This is a genomic window from Caulobacter sp. GW821-FHT10F06 (assembly GCF_058809215.1).
The window spans coordinates 88,750-106,987 of the sequence record NZ_JBXASK010000002.1 but is presented as its reverse complement, the minus strand read 5'-3'; the positions used below and the strand labels follow the sequence as shown (position 1 = coordinate 106,987).

General features: G+C 68.2%; 15 protein-coding genes and 1 pseudogene. 12 read left to right on the top strand and 4 right to left on the bottom strand.

Annotated features, from left to right (window positions below):
* The first annotated feature begins 56 nt into the window (after positions 1 to 56).
* From AC1RUS_RS03740 to AC1RUS_RS03700, 9 genes are all read left to right on the top strand, one after another.
* Positions 57 to 482, top strand: a complete 426-nt coding sequence (locus AC1RUS_RS03740; RefSeq protein ID WP_492913178.1) for a hypothetical protein — start codon at positions 57 to 59, stop codon at positions 480 to 482.
* Positions 483 to 486: 4 nt separating this feature from the next.
* Positions 487 to 1,068, top strand: a complete 582-nt coding sequence (locus AC1RUS_RS03735; RefSeq protein WP_492913176.1) for an SOS response-associated peptidase family protein — start codon at positions 487 to 489, stop codon at positions 1,066 to 1,068.
* The gene (locus AC1RUS_RS03730) at positions 1,065 to 1,538 is read left to right on the top strand and encodes a hypothetical protein (protein ID WP_492913174.1); all 474 of its coding nucleotides are present in this window, start codon (positions 1,065 to 1,067) and stop codon (positions 1,536 to 1,538) included. The genes AC1RUS_RS03735 and AC1RUS_RS03730 overlap by 4 nt, the downstream gene beginning before the upstream one ends.
* Before the next feature lie 13 nt (positions 1,539 to 1,551).
* Positions 1,552 to 1,947, top strand: a complete 396-nt coding sequence (locus tag AC1RUS_RS03725; RefSeq protein WP_492913172.1) for a hypothetical protein — start codon at positions 1,552 to 1,554, stop codon at positions 1,945 to 1,947.
* Between the two features lie 174 nt (positions 1,948 to 2,121).
* Complete coding sequence (locus tag AC1RUS_RS03720; protein WP_492913171.1) at positions 2,122 to 2,307, top strand: hypothetical protein; 186 nt, start codon at positions 2,122 to 2,124, stop codon at positions 2,305 to 2,307.
* Between the two features lie 260 nt (positions 2,308 to 2,567).
* Positions 2,568 to 3,347, top strand: a complete 780-nt coding sequence (locus AC1RUS_RS03715; RefSeq protein ID WP_492913169.1) for an ImuA family protein — start codon at positions 2,568 to 2,570, stop codon at positions 3,345 to 3,347.
* Positions 3,310 to 4,782, top strand: coding sequence for a DUF6504 family protein (locus AC1RUS_RS03710; protein ID WP_492913167.1), 1,473 nt, complete (start codon positions 3,310 to 3,312; stop codon positions 4,780 to 4,782). The genes AC1RUS_RS03715 and AC1RUS_RS03710 overlap by 38 nt, the downstream gene beginning before the upstream one ends.
* Positions 4,779 to 7,943, top strand: coding sequence for an error-prone DNA polymerase (locus tag AC1RUS_RS03705; protein WP_492913165.1), 3,165 nt, complete (start codon positions 4,779 to 4,781; stop codon positions 7,941 to 7,943). Before AC1RUS_RS03710 ends, AC1RUS_RS03705 begins: the two co-directional genes overlap by 4 nt.
* Positions 7,944 to 7,952: 9 nt before the next feature.
* The gene (locus tag AC1RUS_RS03700) at positions 7,953 to 8,621 is read left to right on the top strand and encodes an alpha-ketoglutarate-dependent dioxygenase AlkB (protein ID WP_492913163.1); all 669 of its coding nucleotides are present in this window, start codon (positions 7,953 to 7,955) and stop codon (positions 8,619 to 8,621) included.
* A 37-nt stretch (positions 8,622 to 8,658) separates the two neighbouring features.
* Here AC1RUS_RS03700 and AC1RUS_RS03695 read toward each other — a convergent pair whose 3' ends face one another.
* Positions 8,659 to 10,158: a tyrosine-type recombinase/integrase gene (locus AC1RUS_RS03695; protein ID WP_492913161.1), complete on the bottom strand. Its 1,500-nt coding sequence runs from the start codon at positions 10,156 to 10,158 to the stop codon at positions 8,659 to 8,661.
* Positions 10,159 to 10,803: 645 nt separating this feature from the next.
* A pseudogene (locus AC1RUS_RS03690) lies at positions 10,804 to 10,881 on the bottom strand (hypothetical protein); the annotation flags it as partial.
* A gap of 35 nt (positions 10,882 to 10,916) precedes the next feature.
* On the opposite strand from AC1RUS_RS03690, the gene AC1RUS_RS03685 reads away from it, so the two are divergent.
* Complete coding sequence (locus AC1RUS_RS03685; protein ID WP_492913159.1) at positions 10,917 to 11,903, top strand: LysR family transcriptional regulator; 987 nt, start codon at positions 10,917 to 10,919, stop codon at positions 11,901 to 11,903.
* Between the two features lie 326 nt (positions 11,904 to 12,229).
* Here the strand turns inward: AC1RUS_RS03685 and AC1RUS_RS03680 are convergent, their stop codons facing one another.
* Complete coding sequence (locus tag AC1RUS_RS03680; RefSeq protein ID WP_492913157.1) at positions 12,230 to 12,925, bottom strand: dienelactone hydrolase family protein; 696 nt, start codon at positions 12,923 to 12,925, stop codon at positions 12,230 to 12,232.
* Positions 12,926 to 13,147: 222 nt separating this feature from the next.
* Here AC1RUS_RS03680 and AC1RUS_RS03675 point away from each other — a divergent pair, with 222 nt between their 5' ends.
* Positions 13,148 to 14,458 carry a dicarboxylate/amino acid:cation symporter gene (locus tag AC1RUS_RS03675; RefSeq protein ID WP_492913155.1) on the top strand — a complete coding sequence of 437 codons (1,311 nt, stop codon included), beginning with the start codon at positions 13,148 to 13,150 and terminating at the stop codon, positions 14,456 to 14,458.
* Here the strand turns inward: AC1RUS_RS03675 and AC1RUS_RS03670 are convergent.
* Complete coding sequence (locus AC1RUS_RS03670; RefSeq protein ID WP_492913153.1) at positions 14,378 to 17,242, bottom strand: ATP-binding protein; 2,865 nt, start codon at positions 17,240 to 17,242, stop codon at positions 14,378 to 14,380. The genes AC1RUS_RS03675 and AC1RUS_RS03670 overlap by 81 nt on opposite strands.
* 289 nt (positions 17,243 to 17,531) lie before the next feature.
* On the opposite strand from AC1RUS_RS03670, the gene AC1RUS_RS03665 reads away from it, so the two are divergent.
* A complete protein-coding gene (locus AC1RUS_RS03665; protein ID WP_492913151.1) occupies positions 17,532 to 18,143 on the top strand; it encodes a helix-turn-helix domain-containing protein in 612 nt (203 codons plus the stop codon).
* Positions 18,144 to 18,238: the final 95 nt, after the last annotated feature.

Genomic DNA, 18,238 nt, shown 5'->3' with positions numbered 1-18,238 from the left:
CGTACCGCCTTTGTTCCCTTAAGGTCGGGCGGACTAACACTGCGCATGGCGTGACGATGCCCCAACCCGACCGAACCCTCCTGGCCTGGCGCCAGCACGCTCCTGGAAATCCGCACAGTTCGGGCGAACTGGCCTGGCCCGACGGTTCGACCTTCCTGGCCGCACACGACCGCGATCCGGGCGATTTCTTCCGTCGGCATCCGTATTTCGTGCGTGAGGCGCAGGAGATCCAGGCCGACAGAACCCGCGCCACGCGGGTCTGGCTCAGCGACTATGCGCCGCCCGACGACGTCGAGATTCCGGACCTGCCCGATCGGCTGGAGCGTCCGCATGATCTGCTGCTTCACGGCTATCTCGACGCGGGCGCCAACAACTTCGCCATCCATCCCGATGTCGAGGCGTTGGCCTATATGTGGTGCGACGGGGACGGCCCGTTCCTGGACACTTGGACCGCGAAGATTTGGCTGAAGGCGCGAGACTGAGCCGATGTGCAATCTCTACAGCCTCGAGACGGGCGACCTCTTCGAGACCTGGGCCAAGGTCCTGCGCCTGCCTGTGGTCTGGCAAGGTCAGGCGTCGAACTTCCAGCCGGTGTCGGAGATCAAGATCACCGACACCGCCCCGATCCTTCGCGCCTCGGCTGACGAGGCTCGCGTGACCATGACCCGCTGGGCTTGGAAGAGTCCAAAGGGCAAGCCGGTGTTCAACTTCGTGACCGAAGGCCGCGACTTCAGCAACAGCGACCGGGTGCTGATCCCGGCCGACGCCTTCTACGAGTTCACCGATCCGGAGCCCGGCCAGAAGCTGAAGACCAAGTGGCGGTTCACGATGAACAACGCCCCGCTCTTCTGGATCGCCGGCATCGTCAAGGAAGACTGTTTCACAATGCTGACGACCAGCCCCGGACCGGACATCGCGCCCTACCATGACCGGCAGGTCGTTCTGTTGCGACCCGAGGATGGCTTGGCCTGGCTCAATCTATCGCGCCCCCAAGCTGAACTGCTGGCGCCGGCGCCGGCGGGCGCGCTGACCGCCACGAAGGTCACCAAGACAGGATCGCTGCTTTGATCACCGCCCTGCGCGCCGCTCTGCTGTGCAAGAGCACGTCAAAGACCGACGACGACGTGATCAGCCTGGACGGCCTCTACACCAGCCACCTGACCTATGCCCAGAACCCGGCCTATCTCAGAGCCTCGCTATTCTTGCACATGGATGTGGACGGTCGATCGGGGCCAGCCAGCGTTCGGCTCAAGGCGCCGCATTTCCTGCATCGCGTTCCCATGACCACGCCGCTCGCGGTCCTGAACACGGTGGCGGTGCTGCAGTTTACGCTGCCCATCGTTGAGCCAGGCGAGCTGACGGTGGTGCTGATGGATGAGGGGCCGCGCGGCAAGGCCTACACCACCAAGTGGGGCCTGGGCTTTGCGCCCGACGCCAAGCCGGCCGAGCAAAGCGCGCAAGAGGTCATCCGCCTTTGCAACGCGGAAACCGAAAGGCTGCTGGGAAGCCTGGCCGGGCGGGGGCCACAACGCCATTGAGGTTCGCGCGGCGATGACAGATCCGATCGACCTGTGGGACACCATCATCGAAGACGGCGTGGCGGCGCTGGATTTTCGGCGCGTGACGGGTGCGGACGGCGGCTTGCTCGCCCTTGAGGTCGGAGCCCGGAGCCTGAACCCCAATGTGCTGACCGCCGCCCATGCCGCGATCGAGATCGACAAGTTGGTCGCCTTCGATCTGGCCGATCCCTATGCGGGCACGGCCGTTCAGCTGCGCCGGACGCTGCTGCAGGCGATGTCGGCGACAACGCCGAGCCACGACCTGAAGATCGCGACGGCCGGCCTGCTGGATCGCTACCGTCTGGAGCTGGCGCGCGTCGTGCGGCGAGCGGCCGGCGACGACCCAGGGCCACGTCTGCTGGCGCTCGCCTCACCGCACCAGGGATAGCGCGCCGACAGCGGTCAAGGCGCTGAGCCGTGGTCGCGGGTTTGTGCCTTTCGGACGCGAAGGGCATAGTCGGCGAGCCTGGCGACGCCGAGACGGAAGCTGCAACGAAAGGACGCCCGATTGATCGAGTCGTTGACCCGCTGGGTGGCTCGCATTGCGCTCATGAGCGCCGCCGTGACCATGGTCGCTGTCGGCGTGATCTGGCTGGTCGTCGTGATCGGCGGTTACCCGGCCTTTCTCCAGGTCGAGCCCGGCCGGTTTTTCGCCAACCTCCGATCGGTGGCGGTTGGGTCGCTTTGCGCCGCCGCCGCCAGTTGGACGATCCTGCGCTGGTACGGCGTCGGCCGACCAGCACGCTAGTCTGAAAGGATGGCGCCAACTCTTCGAGGCGGACGCTTGACGCCAGACGGCCATGCGGTCCGCGGCGCAAGCGTCCCATAGGCTGATCGCACGGCGGCCTACGTCGCCTTCGGTCGTAGCTTGGCTGCGACAAAAGAATCCCGAGTCCTCCCAAACCCTTGTGCCGCTTGGTCTTGATGACGGTGGGGCCTCGTCGCCGCGCGCCGGCCTGCGTTGACTCTCGCGCCGGAGAGAGAACAAAGATGGAACAAATCCATTTCATGACCATGTCCCCAGATCCAAACCCGGGTTGCTCCCCCACCGCGCTCGACGCGCTTCGCCGTCAGGTGCGGGCCATCGAAACCGCCGACCAGGCCGTGCGCGCCGTGCTGCCGTTCGGCGTGCCGGCGATTGACGATCGCCTGCCCGGCGGCGGTCTGGCGGTTGGGGCCCTGCACGAGGTGGCCGGCGGCGCCAACGGCGCGCTGCATGGCGCGGCGGCCGCGCGGTTCGCCGCCGGGATCCTCGCGCGATCGGAAGGCCAGGTGCTGTGGTGCCTGCGCCAGCGCGATCTCTTCGCCCCGTTTCTGGCCCAGGTCGGCCTGCCGCCCGATCGGGTGATCTTCGCCGAATGCGGCGACGAAGCGTCTGTGCTGGCCTCGATGGAGGAAGGTCTGCGCTGGAAGGGCCTGGCCGGTGTGGTCGGCGAGGTCGCCAAGCTTTCCATGGTCGCCTCCCGCCGGTTGCAGCTGGCCGCCGAACAGAACGGCCAGATGGCCATCGCCATTCGAAGATGGCGCAGGGTCGCCGACGCCGCCGATCTTGGCCAGCCGACAGCGGCGGCCACACGCTGGCGGGTCTCGGCCCTGCCCTCTTCTCCGCTTCCCACCGCCGGCGTCGGTCGTCCCCGCTGGCTGCTCGAACTCTTCCGATGCCGCGCCGGTGAAGCCTTTGATCTCGAGATAGAAGCCTGTGACGCCAAGGGTCATCTCCGTCTTCCTGCCCCGCTGGCCGACCGATCGGTTGGCGCGCAGCCAGGGCAAGGCCGCGCCGCCGCCTGAAACGCCCGTGGCCATGGTCGGGCGGGTCGGTCGGCGGCGGGCCGTCGCGGCCCTGAACCTGGCGGCCAGCGAAGCTGGTCTGCGCCTGGGCCAGGCGATCGCCCACGCCACGGCGCTCATCCCCGGTTTGGTGCTGCATGAGCTGGATGCGGCGGGCGACGCCGCGGCCCTGCATCGCCTGGCCCTGTGGGCCCAGCGTCTCTATTCGCCGATCGTCGCTTCCGACGGAACGGACGGCCTGGTCATCGACGCCACCGGCGCGGCCCATCTCTTCGGCGGCGAGGAGAAGATGCTGATCGATCTGCGCGCCCGCCTGACCAAGGCCGGGCTTTCCAGTCAGCTGGCCATCGCCGACAGCTGGGGCGGCGCCCATGCCCTGGCGCGCTATGGCCGGCGAGCGATCTTCGTGTGTACGCCCGGGGCGACGGGGCGCGAGCTCCGGGACCTGCCCGTCGCCGCCCTCCGCCTGCCCGGCTCGCTAACGGAGAACCTCGGGCGGCTCGGCTTCGACACGATCGCCGAACTGGACGCCACGCCCAAGGGCCCCTTGGCCCATCGCGTTGGCCTTGAGGCTGTGCGTCGTCTCGACCAGGCCCATGGCCGCCAGGCCGAACCGATCGAGCCGGTCATGGCTCCAGAGACCGTTCTCGTCCGGCGAGCGTTCGCCGAGCCGATCGGCGCGCCCGAGACCCTGGCGCGCTACGTGACCCTGCTGACCCATGATCTCTGCGCGACGCTGGAGGCGGCCGGCCTTGGCGCCAGGCAGATCGACGCTTGGTTCACCCGCGTCGACAACCGCATCGAGGCCGCGCGCATCGGCATGGCCACGCCCTCGCGCGAGCCCAAGCGCCTGGCCAGGCTGCTGTGCGAGAAACTGGAAACGGTCGATCCCGGCTTTGGCGTCGAAACCATCGTCCTGGCCGCGCCCTGCGCCGAACCCCTCCCCTCTAGGCAGACCCAGGCGCTGGGTGCGGACCCGGTCGCCGACCTGTCGGGCCTGATCGACACCCTGTCCAATCGGCTGGGCGCCGAACACGTCTATCGGCTGGCCTCCGCGGACAGCGACTTGCCTGAAAGGTCGGTCAAGCGCGCCCCGGCCCTTGATCCGCCTGCGGCTTTCTCGTGGCCGGCCGATTGGCCTCGCCCCACCCGGCTCTTTGCCCATCCCGAGCCGATCGAGACGGTGGCCCTGCTGCCCGACGCCCCGCCCGCCGCCTTCACCTGGCGTGGCAACCGTTATCGGGTGCGCTGCGCCGACGGCCCTGAGCGGGTGTTTGGCGAATGGTGGAAGGCCGACGCGGAGCTCGCGCGCTCGCGCGACTACTTCCAGGTCGAGGACGAGGGCGGCGAGCGCTATTGGCTGTTTCGGGATGGCGACGGTGAGGATCCCGCCACCGGCAGCCAACGCTGGTACATGGCGGGGATCTTCGGATGAGCCCCAATCCCGAACCGCGGGACCCGCCCCCCTATGTCGAGCTGCAATGCGCCTCGCACTTCTCGCTGCTCCGTGGCGCGTCCTCGCCCGGGGAGCTGTTCGAGGAGGCTGCGCGTCTGGGCTATGAGGCTCTGGCGATCTGCGACCGCAACAGCGTCGCCGGGATCGTCCGCGCCCATGTCGCCGCCAAGGCCACGGGCGTGCGGTTGATCATCGGCTGCGAGCTGGTGCTGCGCGACGGCCTGACCCTCGTGGTTTTGCCCACCGATCGCCGGGCCTATGCCCGCCTCTGCCGCCTGCTGTCCCTGGGCAAGGCCCGGGCCGGCAAGGGGGAATGCGATCTTACCCTGGAGGATGTCGCCGCCTACGCCGAAGGCCAGATCGCCATCCTGGTCCCGGATCTGGCGGACGACACCTGCGCTCTGCAGCTGAAGAAGGTCGCGGCGATCTTCGGCGCCGACGCGCACCTGGCCCTGACCTTGCGTCGGCGCCCCGGCGACGCCCTGCGCCTCTATGAGCTGGAGCGCTTGGCGCGCGCCGCCAACGTGACGCCGGTCGTCACCAACCGGGTGCTGTTCCACGAGCGTGGCCGGCGACTGCTACAGGATGTGGTCACCTGCATCCGCGAGGGCACGACGATCGACGAGGTGGGCTTCAAGCGCGACCGTCACGCTGATCGCCATCTCAAGGCTCCCGAGGAGATCCTGCGCCTGTTCGCCAAGCATCCGCAGGCCGTGGCGGCCTCGCGCCATGTCGCGCAGCGCTGCCGGTTCAGCCTGGATGAGCTCTCCTACCAGTATCCCAACGAGGTCAGCGAGCCGGGCCGCACGCCGCAGGAGACGTTGGAGCGCCTGACCTGGGAAAGCGCGGACGAACGCTATCCCGACGGCGCGCCCCCAGAGGTGCGCGCCACCCTGGCCCATGAGCTGAAGCTGATCGGCGCCATGGGCTATGCGCCCTATTTCCTGACCGTCAACGCCATCGTCCGCTATGCGCGCAGCCAGGACATCCTGTGCCAGGGCCGCGGCTCGGCCGCCAATTCGGCGGTCTGCTATGTGCTGGGCATCACCTCGATCGATCCCGAACGCAACGACCTCCTCTTCGAGCGCTTCGTCTCCCAGGAGCGCAACGAGCCGCCCGATATCGACGTCGATTTCGAGCACGCGCGGCGCGAGACCGTGATGCAATGGATCTTTGAGACCTATGGCCGCCATCGCAGCGCCCTGGTCGCCGTCGTCCAGCGCTTCCAGCCGCGCGGCGCCGTGCGCGACGTCGGCAAGGTGCTGGGCCTGCCCGAGGACATGACCAAGGCCCTGTCGAGCCAGATCTGGAGCTTCTCGCGCGAGCAGATCCAGGCCAAACACGCCGCCGATGTCGGGCTGGACCTCTCGGATCGCCGCCTGCGGCTGACCCTGGAGCTGGCCTCGCAGCTGCTGCTGACCCCGCGCCATTTCTCCCAGCACCCGGGCGGCTTTGTGCTCACCCAGGACCGGCTCGATGAGCTGGTCCCCATCGAGCCGGCGCGGATGGAAGATCGCCAGATCATCGAGTGGGACAAGGACGACATCGACGAACTGAAGTTCATGAAGGTCGATGTGCTGGCGCTCGGCATGCTGACCTGCCTCAAGCGCGGCCTGGATCTCCTGGCCGAGCACAAGGGCGTCCATCATGACCTGGCGACCATCCCGCCGGAGGATCCGCGCACCTATGCGATGATCCGGCGGGCCGACACCCTGGGCGTCTTCCAGATCGAGAGCCGGGCCCAGATGGCCATGCTGCCGCGGCTAAAGCCGCGCAGCTTCTACGACCTGGTCATCGAGGTGGCGATCGTTCGTCCCGGCCCGATCCAGGGCGACATGGTCCACCCTTACCTGCGTCGTCGCGAGGGCAAGGAGGCGGTCGTCTTTCCCAAGCCCGAGCTGGAGAAGGTGCTGGGCAAGACCCTCGGCGTGCCGCTCTTCCAGGAGCAGGCCATGCGCGTGGCGATCGAATGCGCCGGCTTCACGCCCGGCGAGGCGGACCAGCTGCGCCGGTCCATGGCCACCTTCAAGATGACCGGCGGCGTCAGCCATTTCAAAACGAAGCTCGTCGGCGGCATGGTGGCGCGCGGCTACGCCCAGGACTTCGCCGAAAGAACCTTCAGCCAGCTGGAGGGGTTCGGCTCCTACGGCTTTCCCGAAAGCCACGCGGCCAGTTTCGCGCTGCTGGCCTACGCATCGTCCTGGCTCAAATGCCACCACCCCGACGTCTTCTGCGCGGCCCTGCTCAACAGCCAGCCGATGGGCTTCTATCAGCCGGCCCAGATCGTGCGCGACGCCCTGGAACACGGCGTCGAGGTCCGGCCGGTCTGCGTCAACGCCTCGCGCTGGGACTGCACGCTCGAGCCGGTCGATGGGACCGGACGGCTGGCCGTGCGCCTGGGCCTGCGGATGGTCAAGGGCCTGGCCGACGCCGACGCCGCCCCGCTGGTGTTGGCCCGGGGCGAGCAACCCTATCGCTCAGTCGAAGAGGTCTGGCGACGCTCGGGGACCAAGACCGGCGCCCTTTCGCGGCTGGCCGAGGCCGACGCCTTTCTGCCAGGCCTCAAGCTCCAACGGCGCGAGGCGGCGTGGGCGATCAAGGCCTTACGCGACGACGCCCTGCCCCTCTTCGACCAGCCTGACGCTTGCGAACTGAACGAGCCCGCCGTGGCGCTGAAAGCCATGACCGAGGGCCGGGAAATCGTCGAGGACTACGGCCATGTCGGCCTGTCCCTACGCCGCCATCCGCTGGCTCTGCTACGCCCCGACCTGACCCAGCGTCGCCGCGCCCCCTGCCGCGACGTGGCCCAAGGCAAGGACGGCCGGTTCATCCAGACCGCCGGCCTGGTGCTGGTGCGCCAGATGCCGGGCAGCGCCAAGGGCGTCTTGTTCATGACCATCGAGGACGAGACCGGCGTGGCCAACCTCGTGGTCTGGAAGGATCTCTATGACAAGCAGCGCCGGATCGCGCTGGGCGCGCACCTGCTCGGCGTCGATGGCCGGATTCAGCGCGAGGGCGAGGTCGTCCACCTGGTCGCCTACAAGCTTCACGACCTGGCCGAGGTGCTGACGGGTCTGGAAGACCGCGTCGGCGATCCGGCCGACATGGCTTGGGCCGCCCGCGCGCGCAATTTCTGTTGAGGACGATCGATGGACCTGCAGCCGTCTTTGTTTGACCTGCCGCTGGCGCCCCGGCGCCCCCTGCCCGAAGGTTTTCGTTACCAGGAAAACTTGATCACGCCGGAAGAGGAGCGCGATCTCGTGGCCCGTTTCCAGGACCTGCCGTTCAAGCCCTATGAGCACCTGGGCTATATCGGCCATCGGCGGATCGCTGGCTTTGGCTGGCGACAGGACGACGGCGGCCAGATGATCGAGACGGGCGAGCCCATTCCGGACGTCCTGCTCCCGCTGCTGGACAAGGTGGCGGCCTTTGCGGGCTTAGCCCGGGAAACATTCCGCCATGCCCTGGTCACGGAGTATGCGCCCGGCGCTGGCATCGGTTGGCATCGTGACCGGCCGCCGGCCATTGAGATCGCCGGCGTCTCGCTGCTGTCGCCGTGCACGTTCCGTCTGCGCCGCAAATCCAATGACGCCTGGGAACGCGCCTCGATCACGGCCGCGCCGCGCTCGGCCTATCTGATGAGCGGGCCGGCCCGCACCCACTGGCAGCACAGCATTCCGGAGGTCGAGGCGATGCGATATTCGGTGACGTTCCGGACGGTTGGCCCGCGTTGGTCTCTCGCGAAAATCGACGCCAGCGAGAAACAATCCGCCGGGCCTCTGGGGCGAGGTCTGGGCGGCAATGGCAGACGAAACTGACCTCGCCCCGATGGCGGCTTTGAAAGCCGCCGTCGCGTCACGGCTCTGCGGTTGCGAGCGCCTTGGCAGCAGGCGTAGTTCTCCAACGATCGACCAGATCCTCCGAATAGACCACCCGCTTGCCAATCTTCTGGAACGGCGGCCCAACACCTAACCAGCGATAGGTCTGTAAGGTCTTCACCGTCAGCCCAAGCCGAGCCGAAACAGCGATAGTGTCCAGCCAGCGAGCCTTGACCACCTCGCCTAACAGCGTTCGCACCGGCTCGACCTCCGCCTTCGACAACGCGGCGAAATCGGTGATCTCCTCCGAGCAAACTGGCGGGCGTCCCAAGAGGTCGGCGATCTCCCCGGATATGCGTTGGGCGGCGTCCTGCACCGGCCCTGCCGCAAGGTGCGCGTAGCGTTCGGTCGACTTGGCGCTGCGGTGCCCGAGCAGCGCTCCGATGACCAAGAGGCTATCGCCGGCATTGGCGCCGAAGCTGGCGAACGAGTGACGTAGGTCGTGGATGCGAACGTCCTCCAGGCCTGCGGCCTTTCGCAGACGATCCCAAGGCTTCTGAATATTGACCAGCCGCCCTTCTCGCCCCGGCCCAGGCAGTACGTAAGGGTTGCCCTCGACCGCGGGGATGTCACGAAGCAAGCTCATCACCGCCGGCCCAACATGGACAACCTTCGCACCCGTCTTGCTGTCGAGCAGGCGCAGGCATCGATTGGGGTAGTCGATGCACCGGCGCTCGAGTTCCAGGATCTCGTTGCGCCGACAGCCGGTCATCACCAGGAGCCGAATGGCGGCGATGGCATAGGGGTTCTCGACACCGACGGCCTCGGCCGCCTGCAACGCTTCGCCCAGCCGCACCAGTTCGTCCGGCGACAGGAAGCGATTGAGCTTACGCTCGGTGTACTTGGTCACGCCGGCGCAGGGATTGTCGGCGCGCACGCCGTTGGCGACGCCGTAGCCAAACGCCGCCGATAGGGTTCGCACGACGCTGTTGGCCGCGCCCTTCCCGCCTCGGACACGCGAGAGGCTTCGTTTCTTGGCGCCCTTGCTCCTTCGGGCCGTCTCGCCATTGGCGATGTCCACTAGGAGCTTCTCGATATCCGCCCGAACAATGCTCGTGGCCTTGCGACTACCGAGCCGGGGTTTGACGTGATTTTCGAAATCCGAGCGCGCGGCCTCTCGCGAACTTGCCTTCCGCGTTGCCAACCCAAGTTCGAGATAGAGATCACAGAGCTCGGCGACGGTCGGATCAGACCGCCGCTCGATCTTCTCGGTCTGCACATCGACCTTCGTCACCACCTGACCCAGCAGGCGACGCGCCTCGTTGCGCGCTGTTTCCACGGTCCAAGGAGAGCCATTGGGTCCAATGGCGTATCGGCGGCTTCGACCATCGTGCCGGTACTGCAGAACATACGTCTTATGGCCGGTTGGCGTGACCTTCAGACCAAAGCCGATAACCTCGCTATCCCAGACAAAGTAGTCTGACTTGCGTGCGCCGAGGGCGGTGACGAGTCGCAGCGTGAGCTTGCGTCCGCGCATGATTATGCCCCTCCGATGGAGGAAGCGCCCGCGCGGGCATCATTGGGCCATCGGTCAGACGGCTTGTCGCCAGTAAGCGAGGGGTAAGCGACAGGAAGGAATTGGCGGGAAAAAATGGGAAAGTTGCGAAAAGCCTGACTTGACAAAACGCTATCTAAAACAATAGATAGGACTACATGAGAATATTCTCGTAAGTCTTTGATATTGCTTGGTAAGGCTGAGGTCCAGGGTTCGAGTCCCTGTCGTGGCACCATCGGGACCCAAAGCTCCAAGCTTTGGGTCCCGACCATTCCCTAGACATTGCGAAGAGAACGACGGCGCAAGCGGCGCGCAGCAAGCAAACGGCTGTTTGAGGCGCCCATTGGGCAGGGCGCGACGCTCTGGAGCGCGCTAGCAGCCAAGGTATTCTTCCACGGTTGGCGCTGTCGCTCAGCCTCCAGGACGCACCTGTCAGGCTTGATCACGGTGGCGGCTTTTGACCAAGGACGGCGTTTCGCCGCAGCCACCGTAGCGGCGGCTTAGGCGTGAAACCGCAAAGCGGAGCCTTCACTGCGCCAATGGCGGAGGCTCGAGCTTAGGCCATCCCTCAGGGCAGTCGACCATGACTGACAATCCAGGCGCTCGGACGTGAAGGAGCATCGGCGCCTAGATCGGGAAATGGCCCGGCTGGGTCTCAAGGGTGATCCAGCGCAGTTCTGTGAAGGCCTCGACGCCCGCCCGCCCGGTTTTGCTAATTCCATCATCTAGAGTGATGTCTAGTGGCTGCTGCGTCCTCTATCGACCCTCGCCATCTCGCGCATCTGCTGGCCATTCACGAGCATGGATCCCTGATGCGCGCGGCCGAGGTTCTGCAGGTCTCTCAGCCGGCGCTCTCCAACAGCATCGCGCAATTGGAACGTCGGCTTGGCGTGCAGGTGCTCAACCGGACGGGCCGTGGCGCGACGATCAACGACTACGGCCGGCTGCTGGTGCGGCGGGCGCGCGAACTGCGCAGCATGCTCCTTGGCGCCCAGGCCGAAATCAGCCTCAAGCGCCGCGGTGTGTGGGGGCCGCTCACGGTCGGGGTGACGCCGACCATCGTCGAATATCTGATGCCCGAGGTCCTGCGCCGCTTGCGCCGGGACGCCTCGCTGGCGATCACGGTCGTGGAGGGACTGGATGGTCCGCTGGAGTCGGGCTTGCTCGACGGGGATCTCGATCTGGTGATAGGCGCGGTCCAGCAGCCCAAGCACTCCGAAGGGATAATGGAGGAACTTTTGCTGGACGACCCGTTCGTCCTGGGCGTGGGTTCAGACCATCCGTTGGCGGGACGCCAGACGGTCAGCCTGGCGGAAACCTCCGACTATCTCTGGGTGGCGCCACGGGTCGGCGGATCGGCCCACGCGCATGTCGAGGCGGCGTTCCTGCACGCTGGCGCGCCCTTTCCCAGCGATCTGATCACCACAAACTCTTCGGTGCTCACCAAGCGGCTGATCGCCCAGTCGGACGCGATCGGCCTGATCAGCATGCTGGCGCTGTCGGGCTGGAACACCTCGATCCAAGCCATTCGCGCCCCTGAGGCCGGCGCGCGCCGCATCGGTGTGCGTCGCCGCCAGAACACCGAACTGAGCCCCCTGGCCGAGCGCTTTCTCGACACCTTGCGTGAAGTCGCAAACGCCATGCCCGACTTGGTCAGCTCGTATCACCCTGCCGCGGTCGCGCCAGGAGGAGACCGAGGATCGGCGTCAATGGTGACATCCACCTGACCACCACATTACTTGCCCACGGTCCGCGCTGATCGCCCTACCGAGCATTCCTGGCCGTCGCCCTCTGGAAACATCAAGCCGCAATCGCTCGACGTCGGACCGCGTCACGGCTTCAGCCTTCCGACAAGCGGCTTGACGTGATTGTCGAAGGCCGACCGCGCCGCTGCGATGGAGGTCGGCTTCTTCGTCACCAGACCGATGGTGACACACAGGTCGCACAACTCCGCGACAGTCAGGCCCGATCGGCGCTCGGTCTTCGCGCCGATACTGCATAACGTAGCTCTTGTAGCCGCCCATGCTGACCTTGAGGCCGAGGCCGACAACGTTCAGGCCAGGGCTTGCGCCAGGAAGGTCCACGTCCGGCCGTTGGCCAGGGCGGCGTCGGCGGCGTGGTAGTGCAGGCCCGTGTGGCGCGCGAAGGCGTGGCTGCGGTCGGGATAGCTGAAGATCTCGGCCTTGGGCTTGCCGGCGAACGCGGCCTTGATCTGGGCCTGGGCGTCCTTGGAGATGAACTCGTCCTCCTCCGCCAGGTGCATGATCAGCGGCGCGGCGATCGCCGGGGTCTCGGCCAGATACTTTTCCGTCTCCGAGCCGTGATATGCGACGACGGCGTCGACCTCGCCCCGCGCGGCGACCAGGAACGCCATCAGGGCGCCGAGACAGAAGCCCATCACGGCGACCTTGCCCGAAGCGCCGTAAAGCGCTCGCGCCGTCTCGACCACGGTCAGGATGTCCTTCACGCTCTGATCGCGGTCGTGGGCCATGTAGAGGGCCAGGCCCTTCTGCCACTCCTCTTCCGACCAGGCGTTGAGGTCCACGCCGGGCTCCTGACGCCAGAAGAGGTCGGGCGCGATGGCGATGAAGCCCTTGGCCGCGAGTTCGTCGCAGGTCGCGCGCATGTCGTCGTTGACGCCGAAGACCTCGTGCAGAACCACGACGACAGGAGCGACCGCCGCGGCGGGACGCGCGACATAGGCCTGGAAGTCGCCGTCGGGCGTGTGGATTGTCAGGGACTGGCTCATGGTTGCGCCTCCGGAAGGGATCTGGATTTGAGCCCGAGGTTCGGCCGACGGACGGGGTCGGCGCTTGAACGATCCGATGACCGCTCTGTCTCGATCCGCCGCGCCCTGCCCCGCCCTGGCCAGACATTGCGCGCGGGGCGGCCAGGACCAATAAATCCAAGACGGGCGGCGCCAAATCGGGCAACCCGGGGACGCGACGTGTCGGCCTAGCGGGGAGCGGCCATGTCTTCCACGATCAGGATCCTGATCGCCCTGGCCATGGGCCTGGCGGCCGGCGCGGCGATGGCGGCCCTGTCGCCCGGAGCCCTGGCCACCTCCCTGGCGATCGCCAAGGCGGCCGGCGGCCTGTGGCTGGCGGCCCTGCGTATGACGATCGTGCCGATGATCTTCGTGCTGATCGTCACCGGTGTGGGCCAGACCCTGAACACCGCCTCGGCCGGCGGCATGACCGCCCGAACCCTCGTACTGTTCGTCGGCCTGCTGCTCGGCGCGGCCGTCTTCGGCGTGATGCTGATGCATCTGATCCTGATGATCGCGCCGATCCCGGGCTCGGCCAGCCGCGCGATGCACGACGCCCTCGCGGCCGGCGGCGCGACGGCTCCGATGCCGCCCGCGGCGACCGACTGGATCGCCGGCCTGATCCCGGTCAACCCCGTCGCCGCGGCCGCCGACGGCGCCATCGCGCCGCTGGTGGTGTTCAGCCTGGCCTTCGGCTTCGCCGCCACCCGGCTCGCGGCCGAGTCGCGCACGCGGCTGCTGGACGGGCTGGACGCCGTCCTTAAGACCTTGCTGACGATCGTGGACTGGGTGCTGAAGGCCGCGCCCGTCGGCGTCCTCGCCCTGGCCTTCGTGGCGGCCGCCCAGACCGGCCTGGGCGCGGCGGGCGCGCTGTTCCACTATGTGGCGACCGGGTCGCTGTTCTGCATCGTGACCACCGCCGTGCTCTATCCGCTGGCCACGCTGTGGAGCGGCATGGACCTGAGCCGCTTCGCGCGGGCGGCGGCGCCCGCGCAGGCGGTCGCCTTCAGCAGCCAATCGTCGGTCGCGACCCTGCCGGCCATGCTGGAAGCGGCGCGCGTGATGGGCGTGCGCGAGCCGGTCGCCAACATGGTGCTGCCGCTGGCCGTGTCGCTGTTTCGCCTGGGCAGCGCCGCATCGGCGGGCGCCATCGCGCTCTATGTCGCCAGGCTGTCCGGGCACGTCCTGGACCCGATGCAGATGGCCGTCGCGGCGGGGATGTCGGCCGTCGTCAGCATCGCGGCCGTGGGCCTGCCCAGCCAGGCCACCTTCGTGACGATCCTCAGCCCCATCTGCCTGGCGATCGGCGCGCCGCTCGAGGCCCTGGTGTTGCTGATGGCGGTCGACACGATCCCGGACGCCTTCCGCACCGTGACCAACGTCACCGGCGACATCGCCGTCACCGCGATCAGCGAGCGGACGATCGCAGCGACGTCACGCCAGGCCGACGAGCAGGCGCTGGCCGGCGCGGTAGTCGGCGGTTCCGAACCCCTCGCTGAACCGGTCGAGCACTGAGACCAGACGCGCCTTGGCGTCTGGCGCGCGATCGCCGCCGCTCCAGGCCCTGGCCAAGGACATGGCGGCGCGCAGCTCCCAGGCCAGGGCCCCCTGGCCGGCGGCGATCTCCAGCGCGCGCAGGAAAATCTCCTCGGCCTCGTCGCCTCGCCCCTGGTCGGCCAGGATCTCGCCACGCAGCCGCAGCAGCTCCGGCAGGCACCAGGCCTCGCCCGTCCGCGCGCAGCGCCCCAGGGCCTCATCGATCGTCGCCATGGCCTCGGCCAACTGGCCGGCGCCACGCAGGCCGTCGGCGAGAACGCCCAGGAAGGCGGTCTGGTAGCAGATGAAACCCGCCTGCTCGAGCTTGTCGATCCCCGCGCGCAGCTGGACGAGGCCCGGCGCGATCTTGCCCCGTCGCAGCAGGATCTCGCCTTCGAAGCAGTCGCCATAGGTGTTCCAGACATCCAGGGCCTGGGCGGCGGTGTAGAGGCGCAGCATCCCCGCGTAACGCTCGGCCAGGTCCAGGTCGCCGCGCCACAGGGCCAGGAAACAGGCCGCGTCCGACAGCACGTGCGCCACCGACAGCGTGTGGCCCGAGGCCGTCACCTGGGCCAGGTTGTCCTCGACGTCCTCCAGGGCCTGATCGGCCAGGCCCTTCAGCCACAACGATCGCGCCAGGGTGATCCGCGCCGTGCTGCGCTGGTCGTAGTGGAAGCGCGCCACGTGCGAGCGCTGGGGCGGCGGGGCGTAGCGCCGCAACATGTCGCTGATATTGGCGTGGGCCTCGTCCAGCGCGCCCAGCATCAGCAGCGACCAACCGCGGATCCGCTGGGCGACCAGCCGGTCGGCGGCCTCGGGCTGGGCCTGGGCCAGGGCCGCGAAGCGATCGGCGAACACCAGCGCCTCGACGGCTTCGCCATTGTTGATGCGGTCGATCCACAGCGCCCACAGCGCCCGCGCCTGATAGTCGGTGTCGCCGATCTCCTCGGCGATCGCCAGGGTGGAGCGCCAGGCTTCCACGCCGCTGGGAAAGCCGGTGATCGCGCGCATCTGCGGGAAACCGAGCACGGCGTAGAGGCGCATCCGGGCGCGCAGGTCCGGCTGCGACGCGGCTTCCAGGCACGCCAGGGCGCGCTGCACCCGACCGATGCATTCGTCGACCAGGGACAGGTGGAACCACAGGGGGACGGCCGCCACGGTCAGCGCCACGCCGATGGCCCCTTCGCCCTCCTCGGAGAACGACCAGTCCAGGGCGGCGCGCAGGTTGCCCAGCAGGCCGGCGTAATCGGTCAGCCACTCGCTGGTCGCCCGCGTCTCCCATTCGGCGCCCGCGTGCACGAACAGGTCCCGGTAGTAGAGCGCGTGGCGACGGCGCAGGGCCGGCCCCTCGCCCGCCGCCTCGGCCTTCTCCTGGGCATAGGTCCGCGTCGTCTCCAGAAGCCGATATTGCGCCTGCCCGCTTTCCAGGTCGGCGACCACCAGCGACTTGGCGACCAGGTTGAGCAGATGGTCCTCCGCCACGCCGGTCGAGGCCTGGCCTTCGCCGGTGATCGCCTGGGCGGCCTGCAGCGTGAACGGCCCGTTGAAGGCGCCCAGGCGCAGGAAGGTCGACTGCTCGCCGGGCGTGAGGCCGCCATAGCTCCAGTCGATCGCGCCGCGAAGGGTCTGGTGGCGCGGCAAGGCGGTGCGTCGGCCTCGGGTCAGCACCTGGAAGCAGTTCTCCAGGGAGCTGGCCAGCGCCGGAAGGCTCATGGCGTCCAGGCGGCCGGTGGCCAGCTCGATCGCCAGGGCGACGCCGTCCAGGCGGCGGCAGATCTCGGCCACCAGGGGCGCCTGGCCATCGTCCAACTGGTAGCCGCCCAGCACGGCGGAGGCCCGCTCGACGAACATCTGAACCGCCGGATAGCGAAGCGCCTCGGCCGCGGTCAGCACGGGCGACACGGGCGGGGCGTCAAGCGGCTGGAGCCGGTGAACCCATTCTCCGCTCGCGCGCAGCGCCTCGCGGCTGGTGGCCAGGATGGTCACGCCCGGCGCGAGACCCAGCAGGGTTTCGGCCAGGACGGCGGCGGCGTCGATCAGGTGCTCGCAGCTGTCGAGCACGATCAGCACGCGGCGTCCCTGGAGCGCGTTGGCGATCTCCTGCACGGGATCGGCGGAGCGGACCGCCAGCCCCAGGGCGGCGGCCGCCGCGCCCGGCGCGAGGGCGGGATCGGCCAGGGAGGCAAGGTCGACGAAGACCGCCTCGCGGTCCTGCGCGTCCGCGACCCGTTCGGCGACCGCGACCGCCACCGTGGTCTTGCCCATGCCGCCCGGGCCGACGATCGTCAGCAGACGCTGCTGGGTCAGCAGGTTCGCCAGATCGCGGATGACCAGATCGCGCCCGACCACCTTGGTCACCGGCGTCGGAAGGCGACGCGGCAGCGGCGCGGGACCGACCGGCGCGCGCTCCGCCGGAGCCGCCTCGCTGACCGAGACCGGCGCGACGAAGCAGTAGCCGCGCCCCGGCACGTTGGCGATCAATCGGACATCGTCCTGGCCGTCGCCCAGGGCCTTGCGAAGCGTCGAGATGTGCACCCGCAGGGCGCTCTCCTCGACGAAGGTGTCGGGCCAGACGGCGGCGATCAGCTCGTCCTTGCTCAGAACCTCGCCCGGTCTGGCGATCAGGGCCATCAGGATGTCGAGACCCCGGCTGCCGACAGGCACGGGGGCGCCCGCGCGCAGCAGCTTGCGCTCGGCCGGAACAAGCTGGAAGGCGCCGAAGGCGAGGCGGTGCTGGCCCTCGGCGCGCGTAACGAGGACCATGGGAAACCTGACTGCGAACGCCCGATATCCACGTTATGTGATGGTGCGATTCAGAGCCAGCCTTGGCCGCGCCTTGGTGACAGCGATGTCGCGGTTCGTCGCGATGCGAACAGTCCCCGCGGCGAAACGATCGTCCAGGCGGCGCCGCGAGGCGTGTAAAGGCGGCCGCAACACGGGCCTACACTTCTTCACAGCCTATAACTGGCGACGACCGTCCCCGAGACCCACCCTGCGCTCACCACTTCACGCCGCCGCCCGCCGGGCGGGGCGACGATCAAGGAGCCAGGTCATGACGACAGCAGCCCTCGCCACAACGTCCAACCGCGCCGATCCGTTTGCTTCGGTTCTGCGGGTTCGCGAACCGTCGCGGTCGTTCGCCCCCCGCGAGGCCGAGAGCGGCCGCTCCGTCGCGCTGCTCAGCCGCCTGCTGGCCGACGCTTTCGATGCGCTGGACAGCGACCGGGAAGTCGCCAGGGCCTCGCTGTCACGGGCGGTCGCCCTGCTGGAGGGCGAACGGTCCGAACAGCCCGCCAAGCGCGCGTCGAGCGATCAGGCCGGGCTCGCGCCCTGGCAAAGCAAGAAGGCCGTCGCCCACATCGACGACAACCTGACCTCTCAGATCAGGATCGGCGACCTCGCCGCCCGGGTCCGGTTGAGCGCCTCCTACTTCTCGCGGGCGTTCAAGACCACCTTCGGCGTGACGCCCCAGCAGTACATCCTGAGCCGGCGCGTCGCCCAGGCGCAGCGCGTGATGCTGACCAGCGAGGAGCCCCTCTGCAGCGTCGCCCTGACCTGCGGGTTCAGCGACCAGGCGCACATGTCGAGGCTGTTTCGCCGCGTCGCCGGCGCGTCTCCCGCGCAATGGCGAAAGCTGCGCCGCGCTGCGCCCACGTTCTCCTGAAACCGGACCGGAAGAGCGGTACGGACCGCCGGCTTCACACCTTTTCACAACCGATAACTCGTCCCGCGCGATGTCCGCCGCGACGGTCGACGAGG